Origin of the sequence: Planomonospora sp. ID82291, assembly GCF_015711645.1 — a bacterium.
In the GTDB taxonomy this organism is placed as follows: domain Bacteria; phylum Actinomycetota; class Actinomycetes; order Streptosporangiales; family Streptosporangiaceae; genus Planomonospora.
The window spans coordinates 1-16,895 of the sequence record NZ_JABTEX010000015.1 but is presented as its reverse complement, the minus strand read 5'-3'; the positions used below and the strand labels follow the sequence as shown (position 1 = coordinate 16,895).

Here is a 16,895-nt window from a genome sequence, read left to right as displayed (position 1 = left end):
CTGGTGGCTTTGCCACGTAAATGCACCGCTACGCGGGCATTGAGCCACGGAATCCGTTTGTGCGCGAAGCGCGAACCCTGTCCGCAGTTATCCCGTGTGGGCGGTGCGTCCGATTCCAGTCTACTCGCCGTACTTCGTGCGGTGTGGGCGAGTTGGGTGGCGTGTCCGGTTTCGTCTACCCCCCCGGGGAACCAGGGGTGCCCCGGGGGGGTAGGAATGGCCGGCCACACGCACCCCTGACGCGCGGGGCCGGATCGAGTCCCCGCCGCGGGGCCGCAGTAAGCCGCGGCGGGGAGCTGGTGGTGGAGCCGCGGTCCGCCCGGACCGGCGGGTGGTGCCGGGGGGCCTCCGGACGGACCGCGGCTCACGCCCCCTGCTCCGCCATGGGGGTTGCGGAGCAGGGGGCGGGCTCTACTCGGGGCGGTTGCGGTGGCGGGGCTCCCTGGGCGGCCTGGAGGCCGTCCACGGGCCTTCGGTGGGGGCGGCCCAGGGGCCGGCCTCCGCGGCGCGCTGCTCCGCGAGGATGCGGGCGCGCTGGGCGGGGCTGGTCTTGTTCGGCGTGACCCAGACGCTCCCCGCGGCCACCAGGCCCAGGCCCAGGACCAGGAGCCACTCAGTGCCGGTCACGGTGTCCGCGCCGGGGCTCTGCGGCCCCAGGGCGGTGACCAGGCCGCCTCCCGCGGCGATGGCCAGGGCCACCAGTGCCTTCCGGCCTTCGGCCAGTAGGTTCATTGGGATCTCCCGAATATAGAAATCCCGGCTTTCGTTGGAACGTTCCCCCAGGTCAGGGGAATGTGCGCCTTGAAATTCGGGAATTAGATTGGACTGCCGCACCGGCTATTCCCCCTGGAGGCGGTGAGGTGCCCCCGGAGTTCATCGGCCGGAATCGGATATCGAGAGTAACCCCTAGAACGTTACTCGGACCAGGAGGGGGACCGAAATAAATACATTGGCCCCGGTATGTGGCATATGGGGGGAATTAACGGTAGGTAACGGACCCCGGGGACGCCGAAGGCCCCCGCGGGGGCACCACGGGGGCCTTCGGGTCGAGCTGGTCAGCTCCGGCGGTGCCGGAGGCGGTCGAGCCGGTCGAGGACAGAGGCCACGGCGAAGACCAGGCGGAGGTCCCAGTCCCAGAACAGGAACTGCCAGAGGGTCACGCGGGCCTCCTCCTGATGGCCGGCCTCACGCCGGGGCATGGTCGGACTCCGCGGCGGCCTGGTGCTCCGCGATGGCCTGGTCAATCAGGTCATCGCTGGGGAGCCGGTCGGGGATGGGCGGGGCCTCCGCGAGCGTGGCCGGCTCCTGGTGCCGGAGCACGCCCATGGCCCGGAGTTCGTCCCTGGTGGCCTGCTGGAGGCCCTCCAGGGCCGCGGAGATGCTCTCCAGCACGGGCAGGGAGGGCACGTCCCCCCGGGCCTGGTCGGCGGCGTACTCCTCCACGCGGTGGCGGAGGAGCTGGAGGTGGGCGGCGGCGGAGTGCTCCGGGAGCCCGTACAACCGGGTGATCTCCTGAAGGTTCATCTCGGGGAGTTCCTCCCATTCGCTGGTGATCTGCTGGACGATGCGGAGGATCTCCGCGCGGTCCTCCGGGGTCTCCGCCTCCAGGCCCAGGAGTAGGCCGTGGGCGGAGATCCCCCGGAGTTCCTTCACTGCTGACGCTCCGGGAGCGGGGGGAACTCGATGTCGAGGATGAGCGCCACGACCTCATCCTTCCGGAGCCGGGACAGGGGGACCGCGGTCTCCCCGTTGCCGGAGATCTTCCGCCAGTGGTCGATCAGGCGGAGCTTCGGCATGGCGTTGAGCTGGGACCGGCGCGCGGAGCGGGGGTCCTCCGGGGGCGTGGTCTCCGTCATGAGTCCCCCTGGAGTTCCCGGGCCTGGAGGGTCTCCACCAGGAGGCGGGCGTCCTTCAGGATGCTCTCCGCCTCCCGGCGGTCGTGGGGAACTCCGGCCTTCAGCGCGCGGGCGTAGTTCCCGGCCTGGGTGGCGAGACGGAGGGCGGTCGCGGTCGGGTCGGGGTTCACGGTCTCCGCGGCGATCGGCGTAAGGCTAGACACGGGGGGCCTCCTGGGCGGTGTTCGGGTACGGGTTCGTCTGCGGCTCCTGGCCGGTGACCTGGTGCGGTCCGGTCTCCGGCGGGGCGGAGATCCGCCAGTGGAGAGTTACCTCCTGGCGGCCTGGGGCGTCCTGCGCTTCCACGAACTGGATTCCCCAGACCTGGGCGTTGGTGGGGATTCCGAGCATGAGTGCGCGGGCGTGCATGTCCATCAGCCCGGAGATCGTGAACGGGACGCCGGGGGCGGTCCGCAGGGTGAGACTCCCGCGGAGGAGTTCGGTCATGGTGCTGATCACCTCTCGATCAGTGCGGATTACTACCTAAACGCTACCACCTAGCGTGCCCCTGTCCAGGCTGGTTTTTGCGGAAGGGAATCACGGTAGTTCCGGACCTCCCGAATTGGAATAGTCGGGCGTATGGTGGCCCCCATGAAAGGTCCCTTCAAGCGCGCGAATGAGGCCGTGGAATCCACCACGACGGAGATCCGGGAGACGCTCGATCACGTCGAACGGGTGGCGACGGTCGGCCTTATCGCCTTCGGCCTGGTGGCCGTTGTGGCGGTCACTGCGTTGATGATCGCCGCGGCGGGAAGGCCCGCCTAATGTCACAGGCAAGTCACGATCACGGTTACTCGGATGCGGCCAATCGGTGTTCGGACGCAATCCGTATTCATATCCTCGCGGGCAACGCGGGCAAGTGGGCCGCTATCAGATTGGCGGACGGCTCCTCCGACGGGGTCGCCTACGATCAGCGCGCGGACGCAATCGAGCACCAGCTACACGAATCTCTGTGCGCGTACGTCAAGATTCCGTATGACGATATGCCGCCCAGTGATGCCGAACAATTCCTAGCGCTCAACCGGAAACTGTACGACGCGGGGTTCCGTCTGACAGACCCGGATGACGAGCGTGTCCCGATAATGCCTAACCGGGTGGAGGACGTCTCCCGGCTGATTGGAAGGAACCCCCGCTACCGTGGCTGACACTCTTCTCCTGGAGCACGATTCAGAGGCCGCCGAATTCGAGATGGCGGGGAAGATCCTGGAGGACCTGAAGGAATCCCCGGAGGGGAATTCCGGAGATGCTCCCTACGGGTTCACCCGGGACGGAAAGCCGCGGGGCAAGCCGGGGCCGAAGCCCGGCGCGCCGAAGCAGCCGCGGAGCAAGCGGGCCGGTAGCCGGCCCCAGGCCGCGCGGCCCAGCTCGACCACGAAGAAGGCCCCGGCCGGCCCGGACTACCGGGCGGGCATCCGCGGGATGCTCCAGATGGTGGCCGCCCCCCTGGCCATGGCGGGGATGCGGAAGCCGGAGCTGATGGTGGACGCTGCCACGATCACGCTTCACGCGGACGCGGTCGCGGACGGGATCGCGGAGGGAGCCGCGGATCTCCCGCAGCTTCAAATGATCCTTGACCGGATCATGGCCGTGGGGCCGTGGGGCGTGGTGCTCGCGCCGCTCCTGGCGATGGCCGCCCAGATCCTCGCGAACCACGGGGTAATCCCCGCGGGCGTGATGGGAACCCTGACGCGCGAGGAACTCATGGAGTACATGGCCCAGCTCCAGCCCCAGGCGGCGTAGCCGTGGCCCGTGAGGAGATCCCCGAACTGGAGACGATCCCGCGGGCGGAGTTCCTGACGGAGATGTGGCCCGCGAACTACCGCGCGGGCCACCACGTCACGATCATCGCGCCGACCCAGAACGGGAAGACGTACCTGGCCTTCCAGCTCCTCCAGCATGGCCCGGAGCTGCGCAATCCTCCCGTGGTCCTGGTCATGAAGCCCAGGGACAAGGAGGTCAGCAAGTGGGCGAAGACCCTGGAGTACCGGCGCGTCTACGTCTGGCCGCCCCTGCGCTCGATCTGGCGGGGGACGCCCCCGGGTTACCTCCTGTGGCCCCGCCACACGTTCGACCCGGACAGGGATGATGCGGTGATGCATCACGAATTCCGGAAGGCACTGCTGGGGAGATACAAACAGGGGAACTCAATCGTCATGGCCGATGAAACTTACGGCCTGATCGAGGAACTCAAGTTAGGGCGCGAGATCACCGCAATCCATTCCCGGGGTTCGGGGATGGGATTAGGTGTCTGGTGCATGACACAGAAACCAACTCACATCGGAACGTGGGCCTATTCCCAGGCCGAACATCTATTCCTGGGGAACGATCCGGATAAGCGGGCCAGGGATCGGTTCGCTGAAATCGGGGGGGTGGACGCCGATGTGGTCAAGCACTACGTGGCCCGGCTCCCCCAATACCACTGGCTGTACATAAGAAGGACCGGCCGAAGAATGTGCATTGTGGGGCCGTAGGAGTATTCTCTGACCCACGTTATGCGCGTGGAAAGGGAGACGAGAATGGCCCAGGGAACGGCAGTGCAGGCGCGCCCGGCGGGCGGGGGTAAGGCGGCGGCCCCCCCGCCCCGCCCCTTCCGGATCGGGGTGAAGAGCCACGAAGAGATCAACTACGACGAGACGAAGACGCTCAACAGCTCGACCCAGGACCTCTCCGTCCTGGAGATCCCGCCGGCGGGGTTCCTCCGGGGCGTCTACGTCCTGGTGGAGGCCACCAGCTCCTCCAACGTCGCCACGGTGGCCTTCGCCACGAACGACGCGCCGTTCAACGTGATCGACTCGATCACGCTGGAGGACACGAACTCCAAGCCGATCGTGGGGCCGTTCTCCGGCTACGACCTGTACCTGATCAACAAGTACGGCGGCTACACCTTCAGCTCCGACCCGAAGCAGTCGCCGATCTACACGGCGACCACGGGCACCACGACCCCGGCCACCTTCAACTTCTGCCTGCGCATCCCCGTGGAGCTGGTCTCCCGTGACGCGCTGGGCAGCCTGCCGAACAAGTCCGGCACGAACAAGTTCAAGGTCCGGGTGCGGCTGTCGGCCATCGCCACGATCTACAGCACGCCCCCGACCAACGCGCCCAGCGTGCGCGTTCGCATGGTGCAAGAGGACTGGTGGGAGCCGGACGCCTCCGACCTGAAGGGCCGGCCCCTGGCCCAGAACCCCCCGGCCATGCAGACGACCCAGTACTGGACGAAGGGCACGTACTCGGTGAACTCCGGGGACCAGCGCATCCAGATCCAGCAGGGTCTCGGCTACCTGATCCGGAACCTCCTGTTCATCAACTACACCACGGGCTCCCTGCGGAACTCGACCAGCGATGGCAACTGGCCGGACCCGGCAACGCTCCAGTTCGAGAGCACGATCCTGTTCGACCGGCTCCGCACCCTGTGGCGCGACCGGATCGCCCGGGACTACGGATACGTGGCCTCCGTGGAGACGGCCGGCGGCTACGACTACAGCGTGTACCCCCTGCCCTTCACGCTCGACATGGGCCTGAAGCCGGGGGCGGAATCGCGCCGCGGCTACCTCGCGACGGCGGACGCTTCGCGGCTGGAGTTCCGCGGCAACTTCGGCGCGGCCTCGAACTTCGTGGTGCTGGCGAACTACGTGGCCCCGGCCCGTGGTGATGACGCCATGATCACGATCTGATCCGGTCCCCTACGACCCGACCCGGGAGAACGAAGTGACGAAGAAGGACACCCCGAACTCCGGCCCTGACCTGGCCCACGACGGCGACCAGGCCGACCAGGAGGAGGCGGCGGCGGCCCAGCCGGCGACCGGTAACCACGTCCTGGTCCTGGCCGATGGCCGGTCGGTCCGGAGCGACTTCGCCGGAGCGACCCACCACGACGGCCTCCCCGTCGTGAGCGTGTACGAGTCCGTCCAGTAGGCCCCGCGTGTGCGGGAAAGCGCACCCGGACTGCGGGTGCCCAGAGTCCAGGAAGTTCCTGGTGGAGAGGTGGGAAGCAATGCCGGAGATCCTGAAGCCGGACATGAAGAGCCTGGTGTGGCTCGCCATCGGTGCCTTCGTGGTGCCCATGGTCATCGCGAAGATCCGATAGCCCATGAAGGCGCTGGTCTGGTTCCTCCTGGGGCTGTACGGCGTCCCGGTGGCGCTCAAGTACGTCCAGGTGCTCCGGGATCGGTCGCTCAATGGCTGAGATCTCGGGGCCTGGTCTGGCCATCGCCGCGGCGGGCGGCGTGCTGATCTGGTCCGGTATCCAGAACCGGACCCTGGTCGAATCACTGCGCTCCCTGGCCCTGGGACAGCCGGTCAAGGCCGGCCCCCAGAACGTGGCCCAGGTGGGCGCGAGCATCGCCGGCGGGGCGGCGGCCGGGGCCGGTGCGGCGGTCGCCGGCTCCGCTCGCGGGGGCTCGATCGTGGCCCTGGCCGCCACCTACAAGGGCACGCCGTACGTGTTCGGCGGCGGCCACGGAAGCAAGCCGTGCGCGCGGGCCATGGACTGCTCCGGCTACGTCTCCTGTGTGCTGTCGCGCCTGGGACTGCTCCGGGGCGGCCCGCTGACCACGGAGGGGCTCGCGCGCTGGGGCGTCGGGGTGCCCTTCGCCCAGCGCGCCCCGGGAGACGTGCTGGTCTGGCGGGGCGGCCCCGGCGGCGGGCACACGGGGATCGTGATCAACGGGACCACGATGTGGCACAACCCGTGTACCGGGTGCGGGGGCGTCCAGATCGGCCGGTACGGCACCACGCGGAGCGGGCGGCCCACGCTGGTCAGGAGGGCCTCCGGTGGCTAGGTCAACGGGGCCGGTCCTCCTGGTCGGGGGGATCACGCTCTTCAATCAAACGATCTTGAACGGGCGTGACATCGACTGGCGGGTGCCGGTGGCCACGGCCTTCGCCGCGGGGGCCTTCGCGCTCCTGGAGAAGCCCGCGCCGACCCTGGCCGTGGGGATGGCCTGGGTAGCCCTGGCAACGGTCCTGCTGGCCCGCGTGGACCCGAAGACCCCGGCCCCAGTCGAGACGCTCCTGAAGGCATGGAACGGAAGGTGAAGGCATGAGCACGCTGGAGAAGTTCGTGGGCGGGATCATCGCCGTGGCCATGGTCACGACGCTGATCCTGCCGAAGAGGCAGACGCCCCAGGTGATCAAGGCGGGCACGGAGTTCTTCCGTGGCACCCTGAGCACCGCCATGGGCACCGGCAAGAAGGTCTGACGCCGTGGCCATCTCGGGGAGCTTCAAGGCGTCCCCTGGCTACGACGTGGAGCAGGGCCGGACCCGGGAGAACTGGGGCCGCGGGGTGGACTCCCGGCACGCGGACCCCAACCTCCCGGACCTGGGCTCCACGCTGGTCGCCGAACCCCCGCCGATGCCCGGCCTGCCGGACAGCATCGGGGAGGGGTCCGGCTTCTGGACGCTCCGGGAGCCGTCGTACCTCCCGGCCCGGGACCAGGAGCCCCGCGGACACGAGGGGCTCGACACGCCGGCGGGCGGGACGCCGGACCGTGAGGCCCAGGCCCAGAACAACCGGGCCAGGGAGCAGAACCGGGGGGCCATGGTCTACGACATGGCCACGAAGGTCTTCCGGGACCACACCCAGACGTTCGAGACGGCCCGGACCCAGTCCCTCCCGCCGGCCCCGGACTCCACGGCCGGAGCGGTGGGGGAGGCCCGGCGGGCGCTCCGCGGCTTCAACTCCCTGGGGCTGAACAACCCCGGGAGCCCGGAGGAGAACCACTCCGGCAACTACACCCGCCAGGGCTACGAGATCAGCCGGTGGACGAACCGCACGGTGCGCAGGACCGGCCTCACGCACACCCGCCGGCCGATCCTGCCGAACCTGGCGAACGTGGCTCACGAGACGACTCCGCTCCCCGGCGGCGACTACTCGCCGTACGGGAGCCCGTTCGTCTCGCGCGCCCGGGTGACCTCCGGAATCGCCCGGCCGGTGCAACGCCGGGAGCCGCGGCCCTGGGACGAAGACGCGACGGTGGACGCTGGGGACCAGGCGGAGGCCGACAGCGTGGGCCAGTACCTCTCCTGGGGGATGTGATGGCGCTGGAGGGCACGGTGAAGGTCCCCGGCGTCGGGCCGGTGAAGAAGCAGTACGTCTACGTGGGGGGGGCCGCGGTCGCCGGGATCGTGGTCTACGTGTGGTGGTCCGGTCGCCAGGGGAGCGCGGGGGCGGCCGGCACCGCGGAGGCCCCGGCGGAGGAGCTGGGAGAGGCGGCCCTGGAGGACGGAACGGGCGTCCCCGGGACCGACTACGTGCCGCCGGTAGTCCAGACTCCTCCGCCGGTCGTGAGCGATCCGGCGGTGATCACGAACAACGCCCAGTGGGCACAGGCCGCGGTGGCGGCCCTGACGGACGTGGGGGCGGACACGCTCGCGGCCTCCGCGGCGATCGGTCGCTACCTCGCGGGGATGGGCCTGTCCGCGGCGGCGGCGGACCTGGTCCGGCAAGCCGTGGCCCTGGTCGGGGAGCCCCCGACCGGTGACCATCCGATCAAGCTGGAGCCGGTCACCACGCCGAACCCCACGCTCCCCTCCGGCTCGACCCTGGCCGGCCCGGCGGGGCTGAAGACCACGGCCCAGACGAAGACCACGGTGACGCTGTCGTGGTCGCCGGTCGCCGGGGCGGAGTACTACCGGGTGTACCGAAAGGGGGCCGGCACGAACATCGGCAGCTCCGAGGACACCCAGCATGTGGTCAGCGGTCTGAAGGCGAACACCAGCTACACCTTCCAGGTTCGGGCCGTGGGCCATGACGGGAAGTACGGCAAGCCGTCCAACCAGGTGACGGTCAAGACGAAGAAGTGAGGTACGCACCATGGGACTCAAGCCGGAGGTCTCCCTCCCGGTCGCGCTGGCAACCGGCGCGCTGGTCTACGGGATCTACTCCAACGCGCTCCCCCCGGTCGTGGACATCCGCACCGCGGCGGCCAATCATCCGGACGTGGCCTCCGCGGAGAAGGGGGCGGCGTGGACCGCGGCGGCGGCGGTCGCGGCCATCTCCCTGCTGTCCAAGGACATGACGGTGTTCATCGTGGGCGGCGGGATGGTGGTGGCCATGTCGTGGTTCCACACGCACGCCAACGCGGTGAACCCGGAGTGGGGCGTGGCCGTGCCGCGGCCCGGCGGGAACGCGGAGGCCGTGGAGGAGATGAGCAGCGCGGAGGACTACGCCTCCGAGTTCGCCGCGGCGTAGGCCCCTGACGTGCCCACGCTGAAGCCCATGCAGATCGCCGGCTACGCCTGGGCGGCCGGATTCCGCGGCGCGGCCCTGCGCACGGCCACGGCGGTCGCGCTCGCGGAGTCCTCCGGCCGGACGGAGGTGATCAGCTCCACGGGGTGCTGTGTCGGCCTGTGGCAGATCAACACGCGCGTCCATCGGCAGTACACCACGGCGGCCATGAAGGACCCGGCGGCCAACGCTCGCGCGGCCTGGGCGATCTCCGGCCAGGGCCGCAACTGGCAGCCCTGGGACGTCTACAAGTCGAAGGCGTACCTGATGTACGTGCCCCAGGCCGTGGCGGGGATCAGGGAGCTGGAGGCCGGCGGCCTGGAGACGCGAGAGGGCGGGACGTGGCCGTGGGACCTGTCCCTTGACACCGACTCCCCGGCCCCTGACTGGCTGGAGAGCCTGGTGGAGGGGGGAGCCCACGCGGTGGGCGGGGCGGTCGGCAACGCGGCGGAGGCGGTCGGGGATGCGGTCGCCGGCCCGGCGGAGGCCCTGGGCGATGCCCTGGCCTTCCCCGCGAAGGTCACGGCGTGGATCTCCGACCGGAACAACATCGTGCGGCTGATGAAGGTCATCATCGGCGGCGGCCTGGTCCTGGTCGGTCTGGCGGTGGTGACCCGGCCCGTACAGAAGCAGGTGGCGGGCGTGGCCGGAAAGGCGGTCGGCCTGGTGGGTCCGGGCAAGGCCGCTCGCGCGGCGGCTCCCGGATGACCCCGGACGGGACCGGACAGCCCCGGACGGTCCCGGACGGTACGTGAACCCGGGGGCGTACGTCTCCCGGTACGTGAACCGGATGACGTACAAGATCGACAGGAGACCCAGGTGAGCCATCAGGAGCAGTCCACGCCGGAGCTGGAGGACGTCCAGCAGTTGGAGGAGGACGGCGGCCTCCGGGTGCCGGTGAGCGTCCGGGAGGTGCGCGTCCCGGTGCGCGTCCAGCTCCTCCCCTCCCGCCACGGCGTGAGCCGGAGCTACTCGACGAGCGAGAGCGACACGGACCCCGTCCCGCTGCTGGGGGCGGACCTCCGCCGGCGACGCGCCACGATCATCGCCACGGGGGCCGCGATCTACGTGGGAGAGAAGGAGCTGGTCCGCGGCGGCCTGGCGGCCCTGTGGCCGGAGGGCGTCCCCCTGGTGATCGAGCACACGGAGATGGTGTACGCCCAGGCGGCGACAGGTACGGCGACAGTCTCCGTGATCGCTGAAAACTGGGCGGACTAACTCGCGGTCCATTCCCCCCGCATTCCCAGGAGTCGAACCGATGGCCCAGAGCACCATTCCAATCAGGGACACCAGGAGTACGACCCTGGACGGGACCGGCGGCGGCTCCGTCCAGTTCGGGCCTTCCCGACCGAACACCCGATGGCTTATCCAGGGCGTTTCCGTGAACGTCTCCAGCAACACGGAGGAGGCGACCGGAGTCCTCTACCGGGGAGGGGAGCGCGTCTCCGAGACGTTCACCGCCTCCTCCGGCGACTCCGATAACGACCTTCCGGCAATTCCGCTGTGGCCCGGGGAGACGTACCGATTCCAGTGGACGGGCGGAGATGCTGGGGCCACGGCCACATTGTCATTCCGCGGTGAAGAAATCACGGGCATGTGATGGCATTTCAAAACGCTGTCGTGGGCGGTGGAGGCGAACTGGTAAGGGAGGCTATCCACTCCCGGAGCTATGTTCCCGGCATCTCCGGCTGGACGATTAACCGTGACGGTTCCGCGGAATTCAATGACGTCACAGTCCGCGGAGACCTCATTATCGGGACGCCCCCCTCCCCGCCGAACGCCTACATCCTGGGGGAGGTCCTGGGCGGCGTGCCCATGTTCGAGATCTTCGACGGGACGCACTCGACCCCGGCCCGTATCCAGGGCTACAACCTGGGGAACTCCGGCGGCCTGGTGCTCGACACCGGGGAGCCGGCCACGGAGAGCATGGCCCTGGCCCTGGGCGGCTCGATCGGGGAGCTGGTGTACGAGAACTTCACAGGCACCCTGGAATTCTGCTTCCTGAAGGTGGGTCCTCCCTTCAATGAGGCAATCAAGATGCGGGCCACGGGCGGCGGCTCCCAGGATCTTGAACTCGGTTTCGACATGACGAATCCGACCCCGGACGGAATCGCCGGAAGGCTCTATACGTACGGGGAAGTCCTGCTAAACGCGCTGGCGCTGGACGCTAATTACGGAATGCGAATAGCGGACGGAAAGGTTGCCGCGGCCACTGCGACTACAGCCGTAAACGTGGCAACGGACGTGAATATCACCGGCGCCAATGCCCAGAATGTGTATCTGGAAGACGGATATGTTTATCGCGCGCTGATATCCATTGACCAGAGAAGCGCGGTCGCCGGAAATCGCCTGGACTACAAACTCTGGGACGGTGCCGTGGGCGGAACGCAATTGGGCGGAACGGTCCGGAGATTCGTGGAAAACACCGGTGCCAACTTCGATAACCAATTCTTCGGCATTCTGTGGCGACAGGTCGGGACCGGCATCAGCGCGAACATCAACCTCTCTGCGGCGCGAGCGGTCGGGGCCGGAGCGTGCGACGTCGCAGTAAACAATGCGTACTTTCTCACAATCGAGAAATGCGGAGACGCTGACAAGATCGGGAGCCTGTAGGAGGTCCTGGTGGCCGGTGCCATCTCTGCCCAGCGGGTGCTAGACGAATACGCGCGGCGTCTCGCTTTGGCAACAGGTGAAAACGTGCGGCTAACGATCGCACTGGAAATTGCTACACAGGAACGGGACGCGCTCGCGGCGCGACTCGCGGACCAGGAGGGGGACTCCGGTGAGTGAAGGAGCAGTAGAGGCGGCCCTGGCCGCGGGGGAAGCGAAGGTACGGGCGGAGACCGCGGAGGAGGAGGCCCAGGAGGCCGCCCAGGATGCGGAGGCCGCCCAGGCCGTGGCGGAGTCGGCCGTCTCCACGGCGGTCTCCGCGGCGGAGACCGCCTGGGACGCTCGCGCCGAAGTGGAGGCCCTCCGGGAGGAGATGCGCCAGGGGTTCGCGGCCCTGGCCCCCAAGGAGCCGGAGCCGGAGGAGGAGTCCCTGACGCCGGAGCGCAAGAGCGACCAGGAGCCGGAGAAGGAGAAGAAGGAGGAGGCGGAGAACCCGCCGGCGACCCCTTCCAGCTCCTCCCCGCGCTACGGCTCCAAGCGCTGGTTCGGCGGTCGGTGATGCTCACGAAGGCCCCCGTGGTGGACGCCTTCGCGGCCCTGGGGCTGGTCCTGGCGGCCCTGGTGCTCCTGTGGCGGGCGGCGCGAGCGCTCCGGCGGGGCTGGTGCCGGGTGGCTGACTTCCTGGACGACTGGAATGGACAGCCGGCCCGACCCGGGCACAAGGCCATCCCCTCCGTCCCGGCCCGGATCTCCGCGCTGGAGACCTCCGTGGAAGAGCTACGGAACGGACCGGCACCTCCTACCCGGAGACAGTCCAGCCGGTAGTCAAGTGGTAGCGTTCCACCCATGAACGATCACTTAGAGCCAGAAGAGCACGCCGGAGAGTCCGCGTTCTCCGAGACGCTCAACTTCAAGATCACGAAGCGCATGAAAGCCCGCATCGTCCAGCAGACGAAGCGGCTCGATCTCACGCAAACGGCGACTACGCGACTCGCGCTGTCCCTGGGGCTGGAGGCACTGGAGGCGATGACCGCCGTGGCCGAAGACGTGGGCTCCACGAACTGAAGGCCCGACCGGCGGTCACCGGTCGGGCCTTCGCACTTCCTTCGGACGGACTAAATCAGCGTGGTCCCGTCCACATATCGCGTACGGAGAGGATAGCAACCATTGATTCCTCCAACACAGGTGCCCGGTAAGCCTTCGTGGACTTACAGCTCATCAGGAGTCAATAAGACGGTCGGTACTGGTGAAAACCGATCCGACGTCTCTGTAATCGACTGGTGCCCCATCGTTCACCGGTACATCGTGACGAAGGACAGCAGGGGCAAAATCACCAGCGCTAGCTACACGGTGGAAGTAAACGGCCACCACGACACGGTCACCTCAGAAGAACTCCGAACGGGCGAAGCGTGGGACCGATTCCCGGAGGCCGTGGGCCACGATGACAAGACGGTGGCCTCCGCCCTGGCGATCATCGTCCGGCACCAGGCCGCCTCCAAGCCCCAGACCGTGGCGGCCCCGTTCTGGGACGGAGACTCCCTGGTCCTGTCCGACCCGGACCTGATGCCGCCCGGCTACGGCGACCGGACCGGCGCGGAGCTGGGGGAGCTGTTCCCCATCGCCGCGGACAACCCGAAGTTGGCCCTGATCGTGGGCCTGTCCTTCGGCGCGCCGTACATCGAACCGCTTCAACGGCAACCGTTCTGGTGCCACATCACCGGCGACCCCCGCCAGGGCAAGAGCACCGGCCTGGAGACCGCGGCCTCCCTGTGGGGCAAGCCGCGGCCCCGGGGCGTCATCCTGCCGTGGAACACGACCACGAACGGCCTCACGGCGGCCCTGGGGGAGTTGAGCGTCCTGCCGGTGTTCCTGGATGACCTCCACGCCGCGGGCATGACCCCGTCCCAGATCCGGAAGCTGATCTTCTCCACGGTGGAGGGGAACTCCCGCCTCCGCTCGACCCGGGGAGGCCGGCGGAAGGACAGCGCGCCGTGGTACGGCGTCCTGTTCAGCACCGGCAACGACTCGATCCTGGGGATGCTCCCTCAGCCGGAGGTGGCCGCCCGGGTCGTGGAGATCGCCTCCCCCGTGGTCAGCACCTCCCAGGCGTCCAAGTGGGTCAAGTCCTGGGCGCGCTCGAACTACGGGACCTTCCGGTCCGTGCCGATCGTGACCATGCGCGCCGCGGTGGACCAGGCGGAGGAACTCCTCCGCGGGGAGATCGACGGGGGCACCGAAGAAACGATCATGGAGAACCTGGCCCTGGGCGTGGCGGGGGCGGCCATCCTGGGCGGCGCGCCGCTCGCGGAGGCGGCCCTGTACGCCGCCCGGGAGATCCTCGCGGCCCTGAAGGCGGAGCTGAAGGAGGCGGGCGTCTCCGCCGGAGAGAGGCTCCTGGAGGCCCTCCGGCAGACGCTCGCGGCCCGACCCGGGGCCTTCCCCTCCCGGACGGAGTATGAGGCCGCCCTGACCGCCTCAGACCGCCCCATGCCCACCGTGGAGGGGTTCTGGGAGGAGCCCATGGTCTACGTGATCACGTCCAAGCTCGCGGCCATCGCCGCGGCCTACGGCCTCACGGACACCCGCGTGGGCCTCCGGGACCTGAAGCAAATGAGCCCCCCGCGGCTGATCTCCCAGGCGACCCAGCACCGCCGGCAGATCCGGGCGGCCGGTCGCCGCGTGGACGTGTACGCGGTCCTCCTGGAGACGGACGGAGAAAATTCTCCGGAGAACGTCCCTCCGACCAGTGACACCAGTGACACCAGTGTCATCCCAGGTCAGACGGCATGGAACCCGTCACTGGTCCCCGCGCAACCAGTGACATCCCCAGTGACACGACCAGTGACACCGGCCGTTCCGGCGGCATCTTCCCAGGTCAACGGGGGTGTCACTGGTCCTGCGCTTGACAGTGACGGTAGGGTCGCCACAGGCGCGCGAAGCGGCCCCCCGGCGGCCGGTGTCACTGGTTCGGCAGTGACACGCCCCCGGCGGCCTCTGCGCTCCGTCTCCAACTCCGCCCCGGAGGAGGACGCGGAGGAGTGGAGGCAGTTCTCCGGCCTGATCCTGGAGCAGTGGCCGGAGGCCACCCCAGAGGAGATCCTGGCGGCCCTGCGGACCTTCCAGACGGCCACGGGGGGCCTCCGGCACATCGGCACCAGCGCGATTGCCGGACAGCTCCTCTTCCACAAGCTCCAGGCCCAGCACGGCTCCATTCCGGAGCTGGAGCGCGGCGGGCTCCCGGGCCTGGAGGAGATGAACGTGGCCCGGATCTTCAACTACGTGGACACCGGGGCGCATGTCGAGCGCCACGGGTGGGTCATGGGCGCGGACGTCAACGCCCAGTTCCTCGCGGTGTGCCGCTCGATCGAGCTGGGCACCGGGGAGGCGGAGCAAGTCGCCGGCCTCCGCTTCACGGACCTCCGGGAGGCTAAGGCCCACTTCAAGCACCCGGGGTATGTGCAGCTGGCCGAAGACCACGCCATCGGCCGCGCGGGCGTCCTGGAGGCCGGGACGTGGATCGCTCACCCGACCGCGGCTTACCTCGCGGAGCGCGGGCACCTGGTGGTCGAACCCGTGGGCTACGTGTGGTGGGAGCACCGCCGGTGGCTCCAGGCGTGGGGCAAGACGGTGAGCACCGCGCGGGACGTGCTCGCGGCCCGGCCGGACCTCCCCTCCCGGATGGCCCTGCACGCGGTCAAGCTGATGTACGCCGCCTTCCTGGGCGGCTACCTCCGGTCGGAGCAGTTCAACCGCGGCCTGACGAAGCGGCCGGACTGGTCGGACCAGCTCCTCTCCCTGGCCAGGGTCAACATGCTCCGCGCGCTGGACAAGTGCCAGCCTTCGGCCTTCGCCACGCACGCGGACATGGCGTACTTCCTGCTGGATGACAACCAGACGGTCAAGGGCCTCACGATCTCCCCCCAGGCCGGGAAGTGGAAGGTCGGCAAGATCGGCCGGACGGACCGCCCGGCCACGATCATCCGCGGCGGGGAGCCGATCCGGACCACGCTCGCGGAGCAGGTGGCCGCCGGCTCCGTGGCCGGAGTCCGTGACGTGGTCTCCGACCTCGACCACCAGCACCGGGGAGTTGACGCCGCATGAGCCAGGACATGGCCGACTACCTCCGCGGCCTGGGCGGAGAGATCACCACATGGCAGGCCGCCGTCCTGGAGGTCCGCGCGGTCCTGGGCGGGAAGGCCGCGGACGTGCTCGCGGACGCCTTCAGCGTCCAGCGCCGTACGGCCGAACGGTGGATCGCTCGCGCGGAGGGGCGGACCAACCAGAGCAGTGACCCGACCCGGCGCAACCCGGGCCGCGCGGCGGAGCTGATCGCCGTGGCCCGCAACCGGCGCGCCGCGAACAAGCTCCGGGCCGCCCGGAAGGTCAAGGCCGGGAAGGTCCGGGTGCGCTCCAAGAGCCCCGTGAAGGGCCGGTACGGCGTGATGGACCCCAGGCCCCGCAACATCGGGGACAGGCCCGCACAGGGCATCCTGAAGACCGCCCTGGAGGCCGCCGCGGACCTGGTCCAAGAGGGCGAGTACGGACGGGCCGCGGCCCTCCTGGATGACGGGGTCATGGAAGCGTACGGCGTGCCGGAGGGCACATTGGAGATCACGTCCTACCTGTCCCCGCCCGAAATCGAGTAGTACGCTCGATCCCGGGTCAACTGGGACCACGCCCCCCGTGATCAGTGCGGATTGAAAAGCGGGGGGCGTGCTCACCCGCGGTGAGGACCGGCCCCCATTCCGTTCAAGGACAGGTGAACTCCTTTAGGGAATGGGGGAGCCCCATTAGCTCCGGCCCCGGATTCGGCAAAATGCCGTATGTGATTGCCAAACTCGATTTTCGGGTTCGAGTGTTGGGGGAATCAATCACAATCCGGGGCCGGCCCCTTATTCTGGGAATGACATGGAATCATTCGATGAATATCTAGAGCGCCTCGATCGAGAAATGCAGAAATGCAAAGAGATCGAATTGCGCGTAATAAGATTCGGCGTAATCCTCTTTTGTGTGATCCTCACATACGCGCTATGCACGTTCGCGGAATGGCTCGAATAGGAATGTGCATTTAGTTTGTAGAGAATGCGCGAAGCGCAATTCACATGTGAAACAACATGGTTTTAAATGCCCGCGAAGCGGCGCATTAACGTGGCGAAGCCACCAG

Annotated in this window: 25 protein-coding genes; 20 read left to right on the top strand and 5 right to left on the bottom strand. The window is 68.6% G+C overall.

The genetic code is table 11. From position 1 onward, the window contains the following. Positions 1 to 411: 411 nt before the first annotated feature. The 5 genes from HS045_RS33970 to HS045_RS33950 form a co-directional block, all read right to left on the bottom strand. Complete coding sequence (locus HS045_RS33970; protein WP_196455749.1) at positions 412 to 732, bottom strand: hypothetical protein; 321 nt, start codon at positions 730 to 732, stop codon at positions 412 to 414. Positions 733 to 1,185: 453 nt separating this feature from the next. Continuing rightward, positions 1,186 to 1,653, bottom strand: coding sequence for a hypothetical protein (locus tag HS045_RS33965; protein WP_196455748.1), 468 nt, complete (start codon positions 1,651 to 1,653; stop codon positions 1,186 to 1,188). After that, the gene (locus tag HS045_RS33960; protein WP_196455747.1) at positions 1,650 to 1,856 is read right to left on the bottom strand and encodes a hypothetical protein; all 207 of its coding nucleotides are present in this window, start codon (positions 1,854 to 1,856) and stop codon (positions 1,650 to 1,652) included. The genes HS045_RS33965 and HS045_RS33960 overlap by 4 nt, the downstream gene beginning before the upstream one ends. Beyond that, entirely contained in the window at positions 1,853 to 2,059 is a 207-nt protein-coding gene (locus HS045_RS33955) for a hypothetical protein (RefSeq protein ID WP_196455746.1), read from the bottom strand. The genes HS045_RS33960 and HS045_RS33955 overlap by 4 nt, the downstream gene beginning before the upstream one ends. Continuing rightward, a complete protein-coding gene (locus HS045_RS33950; protein ID WP_196455745.1) occupies positions 2,052 to 2,342 on the bottom strand; it encodes a hypothetical protein in 291 nt (96 codons plus the stop codon). The genes HS045_RS33955 and HS045_RS33950 overlap by 8 nt, the downstream gene beginning before the upstream one ends. Before the next feature lie 144 nt (positions 2,343 to 2,486). Here HS045_RS33950 and HS045_RS33945 point away from each other — a divergent pair, with 144 nt between their 5' ends. From HS045_RS33945 to HS045_RS33850, 20 genes are all read left to right on the top strand, one after another. Then, positions 2,487 to 2,660, top strand: coding sequence for a hypothetical protein (locus HS045_RS33945; RefSeq protein ID WP_196455744.1), 174 nt, complete (start codon positions 2,487 to 2,489; stop codon positions 2,658 to 2,660). Positions 2,661 to 3,032: 372 nt separating this feature from the next. Then, the gene (locus HS045_RS33940; protein WP_196455743.1) at positions 3,033 to 3,635 is read left to right on the top strand and encodes a hypothetical protein; all 603 of its coding nucleotides are present in this window, start codon (positions 3,033 to 3,035) and stop codon (positions 3,633 to 3,635) included. Positions 3,636 to 3,637: 2 nt separating this feature from the next. Then, positions 3,638 to 4,366, top strand: coding sequence for a hypothetical protein (locus HS045_RS33935; RefSeq protein WP_196455742.1), 729 nt, complete (start codon positions 3,638 to 3,640; stop codon positions 4,364 to 4,366). 129 nt (positions 4,367 to 4,495) lie between these two features. Then, positions 4,496 to 5,566, top strand: a complete 1,071-nt coding sequence (locus tag HS045_RS33930; protein ID WP_196455741.1) for a hypothetical protein — start codon at positions 4,496 to 4,498, stop codon at positions 5,564 to 5,566. A 34-nt stretch (positions 5,567 to 5,600) separates the two neighbouring features. Then, positions 5,601 to 5,807 (top strand): hypothetical protein, encoded by a 207-nt coding sequence (locus tag HS045_RS33925; RefSeq protein WP_196455740.1) that lies wholly within the window; start codon positions 5,601 to 5,603, stop codon positions 5,805 to 5,807. Positions 5,808 to 6,070: 263 nt separating this feature from the next. Further along, entirely contained in the window at positions 6,071 to 6,673 is a 603-nt protein-coding gene (locus HS045_RS33920; RefSeq protein ID WP_196455739.1) for an NlpC/P60 family protein, read from the top strand. Further along, complete coding sequence (locus HS045_RS33915) at positions 6,666 to 6,929, top strand: hypothetical protein (RefSeq protein ID WP_230885262.1); 264 nt, start codon at positions 6,666 to 6,668, stop codon at positions 6,927 to 6,929. Before HS045_RS33920 ends, HS045_RS33915 begins: the two co-directional genes overlap by 8 nt. Positions 6,930 to 6,933: 4 nt before the next feature. Continuing rightward, the gene (locus HS045_RS33910) at positions 6,934 to 7,092 is read left to right on the top strand and encodes a hypothetical protein (protein ID WP_196455737.1); all 159 of its coding nucleotides are present in this window, start codon (positions 6,934 to 6,936) and stop codon (positions 7,090 to 7,092) included. A gap of 4 nt (positions 7,093 to 7,096) precedes the next feature. Next, positions 7,097 to 7,930, top strand: a complete 834-nt coding sequence (locus tag HS045_RS33905; RefSeq protein WP_196455736.1) for a hypothetical protein — start codon at positions 7,097 to 7,099, stop codon at positions 7,928 to 7,930. Further along, positions 7,930 to 8,697, top strand: coding sequence for a fibronectin type III domain-containing protein (locus tag HS045_RS33900; RefSeq protein WP_230885265.1), 768 nt, complete (start codon positions 7,930 to 7,932; stop codon positions 8,695 to 8,697). Before HS045_RS33905 ends, HS045_RS33900 begins: the two co-directional genes overlap by 1 nt. 10 nt (positions 8,698 to 8,707) lie before the next feature. Then, on the top strand, positions 8,708 to 9,085 hold the full coding sequence (locus HS045_RS33895) for a hypothetical protein (RefSeq protein WP_196455734.1): 378 nt from the start codon (positions 8,708 to 8,710) through the stop codon (positions 9,083 to 9,085). Between the two features lie 9 nt (positions 9,086 to 9,094). Then, positions 9,095 to 9,829 (top strand): transglycosylase SLT domain-containing protein, encoded by a 735-nt coding sequence (locus tag HS045_RS33890; RefSeq protein ID WP_196455733.1) that lies wholly within the window; start codon positions 9,095 to 9,097, stop codon positions 9,827 to 9,829. A gap of 111 nt (positions 9,830 to 9,940) precedes the next feature. Further along, a complete protein-coding gene (locus HS045_RS33885; RefSeq protein WP_196455732.1) occupies positions 9,941 to 10,339 on the top strand; it encodes a hypothetical protein in 399 nt (132 codons plus the stop codon). 40 nt (positions 10,340 to 10,379) lie between these two features. Then, positions 10,380 to 10,721: a hypothetical protein gene (locus tag HS045_RS33880; protein WP_196455731.1), complete on the top strand. Its 342-nt coding sequence runs from the start codon at positions 10,380 to 10,382 to the stop codon at positions 10,719 to 10,721. Next, positions 10,721 to 11,734, top strand: a complete 1,014-nt coding sequence (locus tag HS045_RS33875; protein ID WP_196455730.1) for a hypothetical protein — start codon at positions 10,721 to 10,723, stop codon at positions 11,732 to 11,734. Before HS045_RS33880 ends, HS045_RS33875 begins: the two co-directional genes overlap by 1 nt. Before the next feature lie 169 nt (positions 11,735 to 11,903). Beyond that, positions 11,904 to 12,290: a hypothetical protein gene (locus tag HS045_RS33870; protein WP_196455729.1), complete on the top strand. Its 387-nt coding sequence runs from the start codon at positions 11,904 to 11,906 to the stop codon at positions 12,288 to 12,290. After that, on the top strand, positions 12,287 to 12,556 hold the full coding sequence (locus HS045_RS33865) for a hypothetical protein (protein ID WP_196455728.1): 270 nt from the start codon (positions 12,287 to 12,289) through the stop codon (positions 12,554 to 12,556). Before HS045_RS33870 ends, HS045_RS33865 begins: the two co-directional genes overlap by 4 nt. A gap of 21 nt (positions 12,557 to 12,577) precedes the next feature. Beyond that, positions 12,578 to 12,796: a hypothetical protein gene (locus tag HS045_RS33860; protein ID WP_196455727.1), complete on the top strand. Its 219-nt coding sequence runs from the start codon at positions 12,578 to 12,580 to the stop codon at positions 12,794 to 12,796. Positions 12,797 to 13,162: 366 nt separating this feature from the next. Beyond that, positions 13,163 to 15,832, top strand: coding sequence for a DUF927 domain-containing protein (locus HS045_RS33855; protein ID WP_196455726.1), 2,670 nt, complete (start codon positions 13,163 to 13,165; stop codon positions 15,830 to 15,832). Further along, on the top strand, positions 15,829 to 16,377 hold the full coding sequence (locus tag HS045_RS33850) for a hypothetical protein (protein WP_196455725.1): 549 nt from the start codon (positions 15,829 to 15,831) through the stop codon (positions 16,375 to 16,377). Before HS045_RS33855 ends, HS045_RS33850 begins: the two co-directional genes overlap by 4 nt. Positions 16,378 to 16,895 lie beyond the last annotated feature (518 nt).

Bases quoted from the DNA above. Each gene is read 5' to 3' on its own strand.
- HS045_RS33970 (WP_196455749.1), bottom strand. From the start codon at position 732: ATGAACCTACTGGCCGAAGGCCGGAAGGCACTGGTGGCCCTGGCCATC.
- HS045_RS33960 (WP_196455747.1), bottom strand. From the start codon at position 1,856: ATGACGGAGACCACGCCCCCGGAGGACCCCCGCTCCGCGCGCCGGTCC.
- HS045_RS33950 (WP_196455745.1), bottom strand. From the start codon at position 2,342: ATGACCGAACTCCTCCGCGGGAGTCTCACCCTGCGGACCGCCCCCGGC.
- HS045_RS33945 (WP_196455744.1), top strand. From the start codon at position 2,487: ATGAAAGGTCCCTTCAAGCGCGCGAATGAGGCCGTGGAATCCACCACG.
- HS045_RS33920 (WP_196455739.1), top strand. From the start codon at position 6,071: ATGGCTGAGATCTCGGGGCCTGGTCTGGCCATCGCCGCGGCGGGCGGC.
- HS045_RS33910 (WP_196455737.1), top strand. From the start codon at position 6,934: ATGAGCACGCTGGAGAAGTTCGTGGGCGGGATCATCGCCGTGGCCATG.
- HS045_RS33900 (WP_230885265.1), top strand. From the start codon at position 7,930: ATGGCGCTGGAGGGCACGGTGAAGGTCCCCGGCGTCGGGCCGGTGAAG.
- HS045_RS33895 (WP_196455734.1), top strand. From the start codon at position 8,708: ATGGGACTCAAGCCGGAGGTCTCCCTCCCGGTCGCGCTGGCAACCGGC.
- HS045_RS33880 (WP_196455731.1), top strand. From the start codon at position 10,380: ATGGCCCAGAGCACCATTCCAATCAGGGACACCAGGAGTACGACCCTG.
- HS045_RS33875 (WP_196455730.1), top strand. From the start codon at position 10,721: ATGGCATTTCAAAACGCTGTCGTGGGCGGTGGAGGCGAACTGGTAAGG.
- HS045_RS33860 (WP_196455727.1), top strand. From the start codon at position 12,578: ATGAACGATCACTTAGAGCCAGAAGAGCACGCCGGAGAGTCCGCGTTC.
- HS045_RS33850 (WP_196455725.1), top strand. From the start codon at position 15,829: ATGAGCCAGGACATGGCCGACTACCTCCGCGGCCTGGGCGGAGAGATC.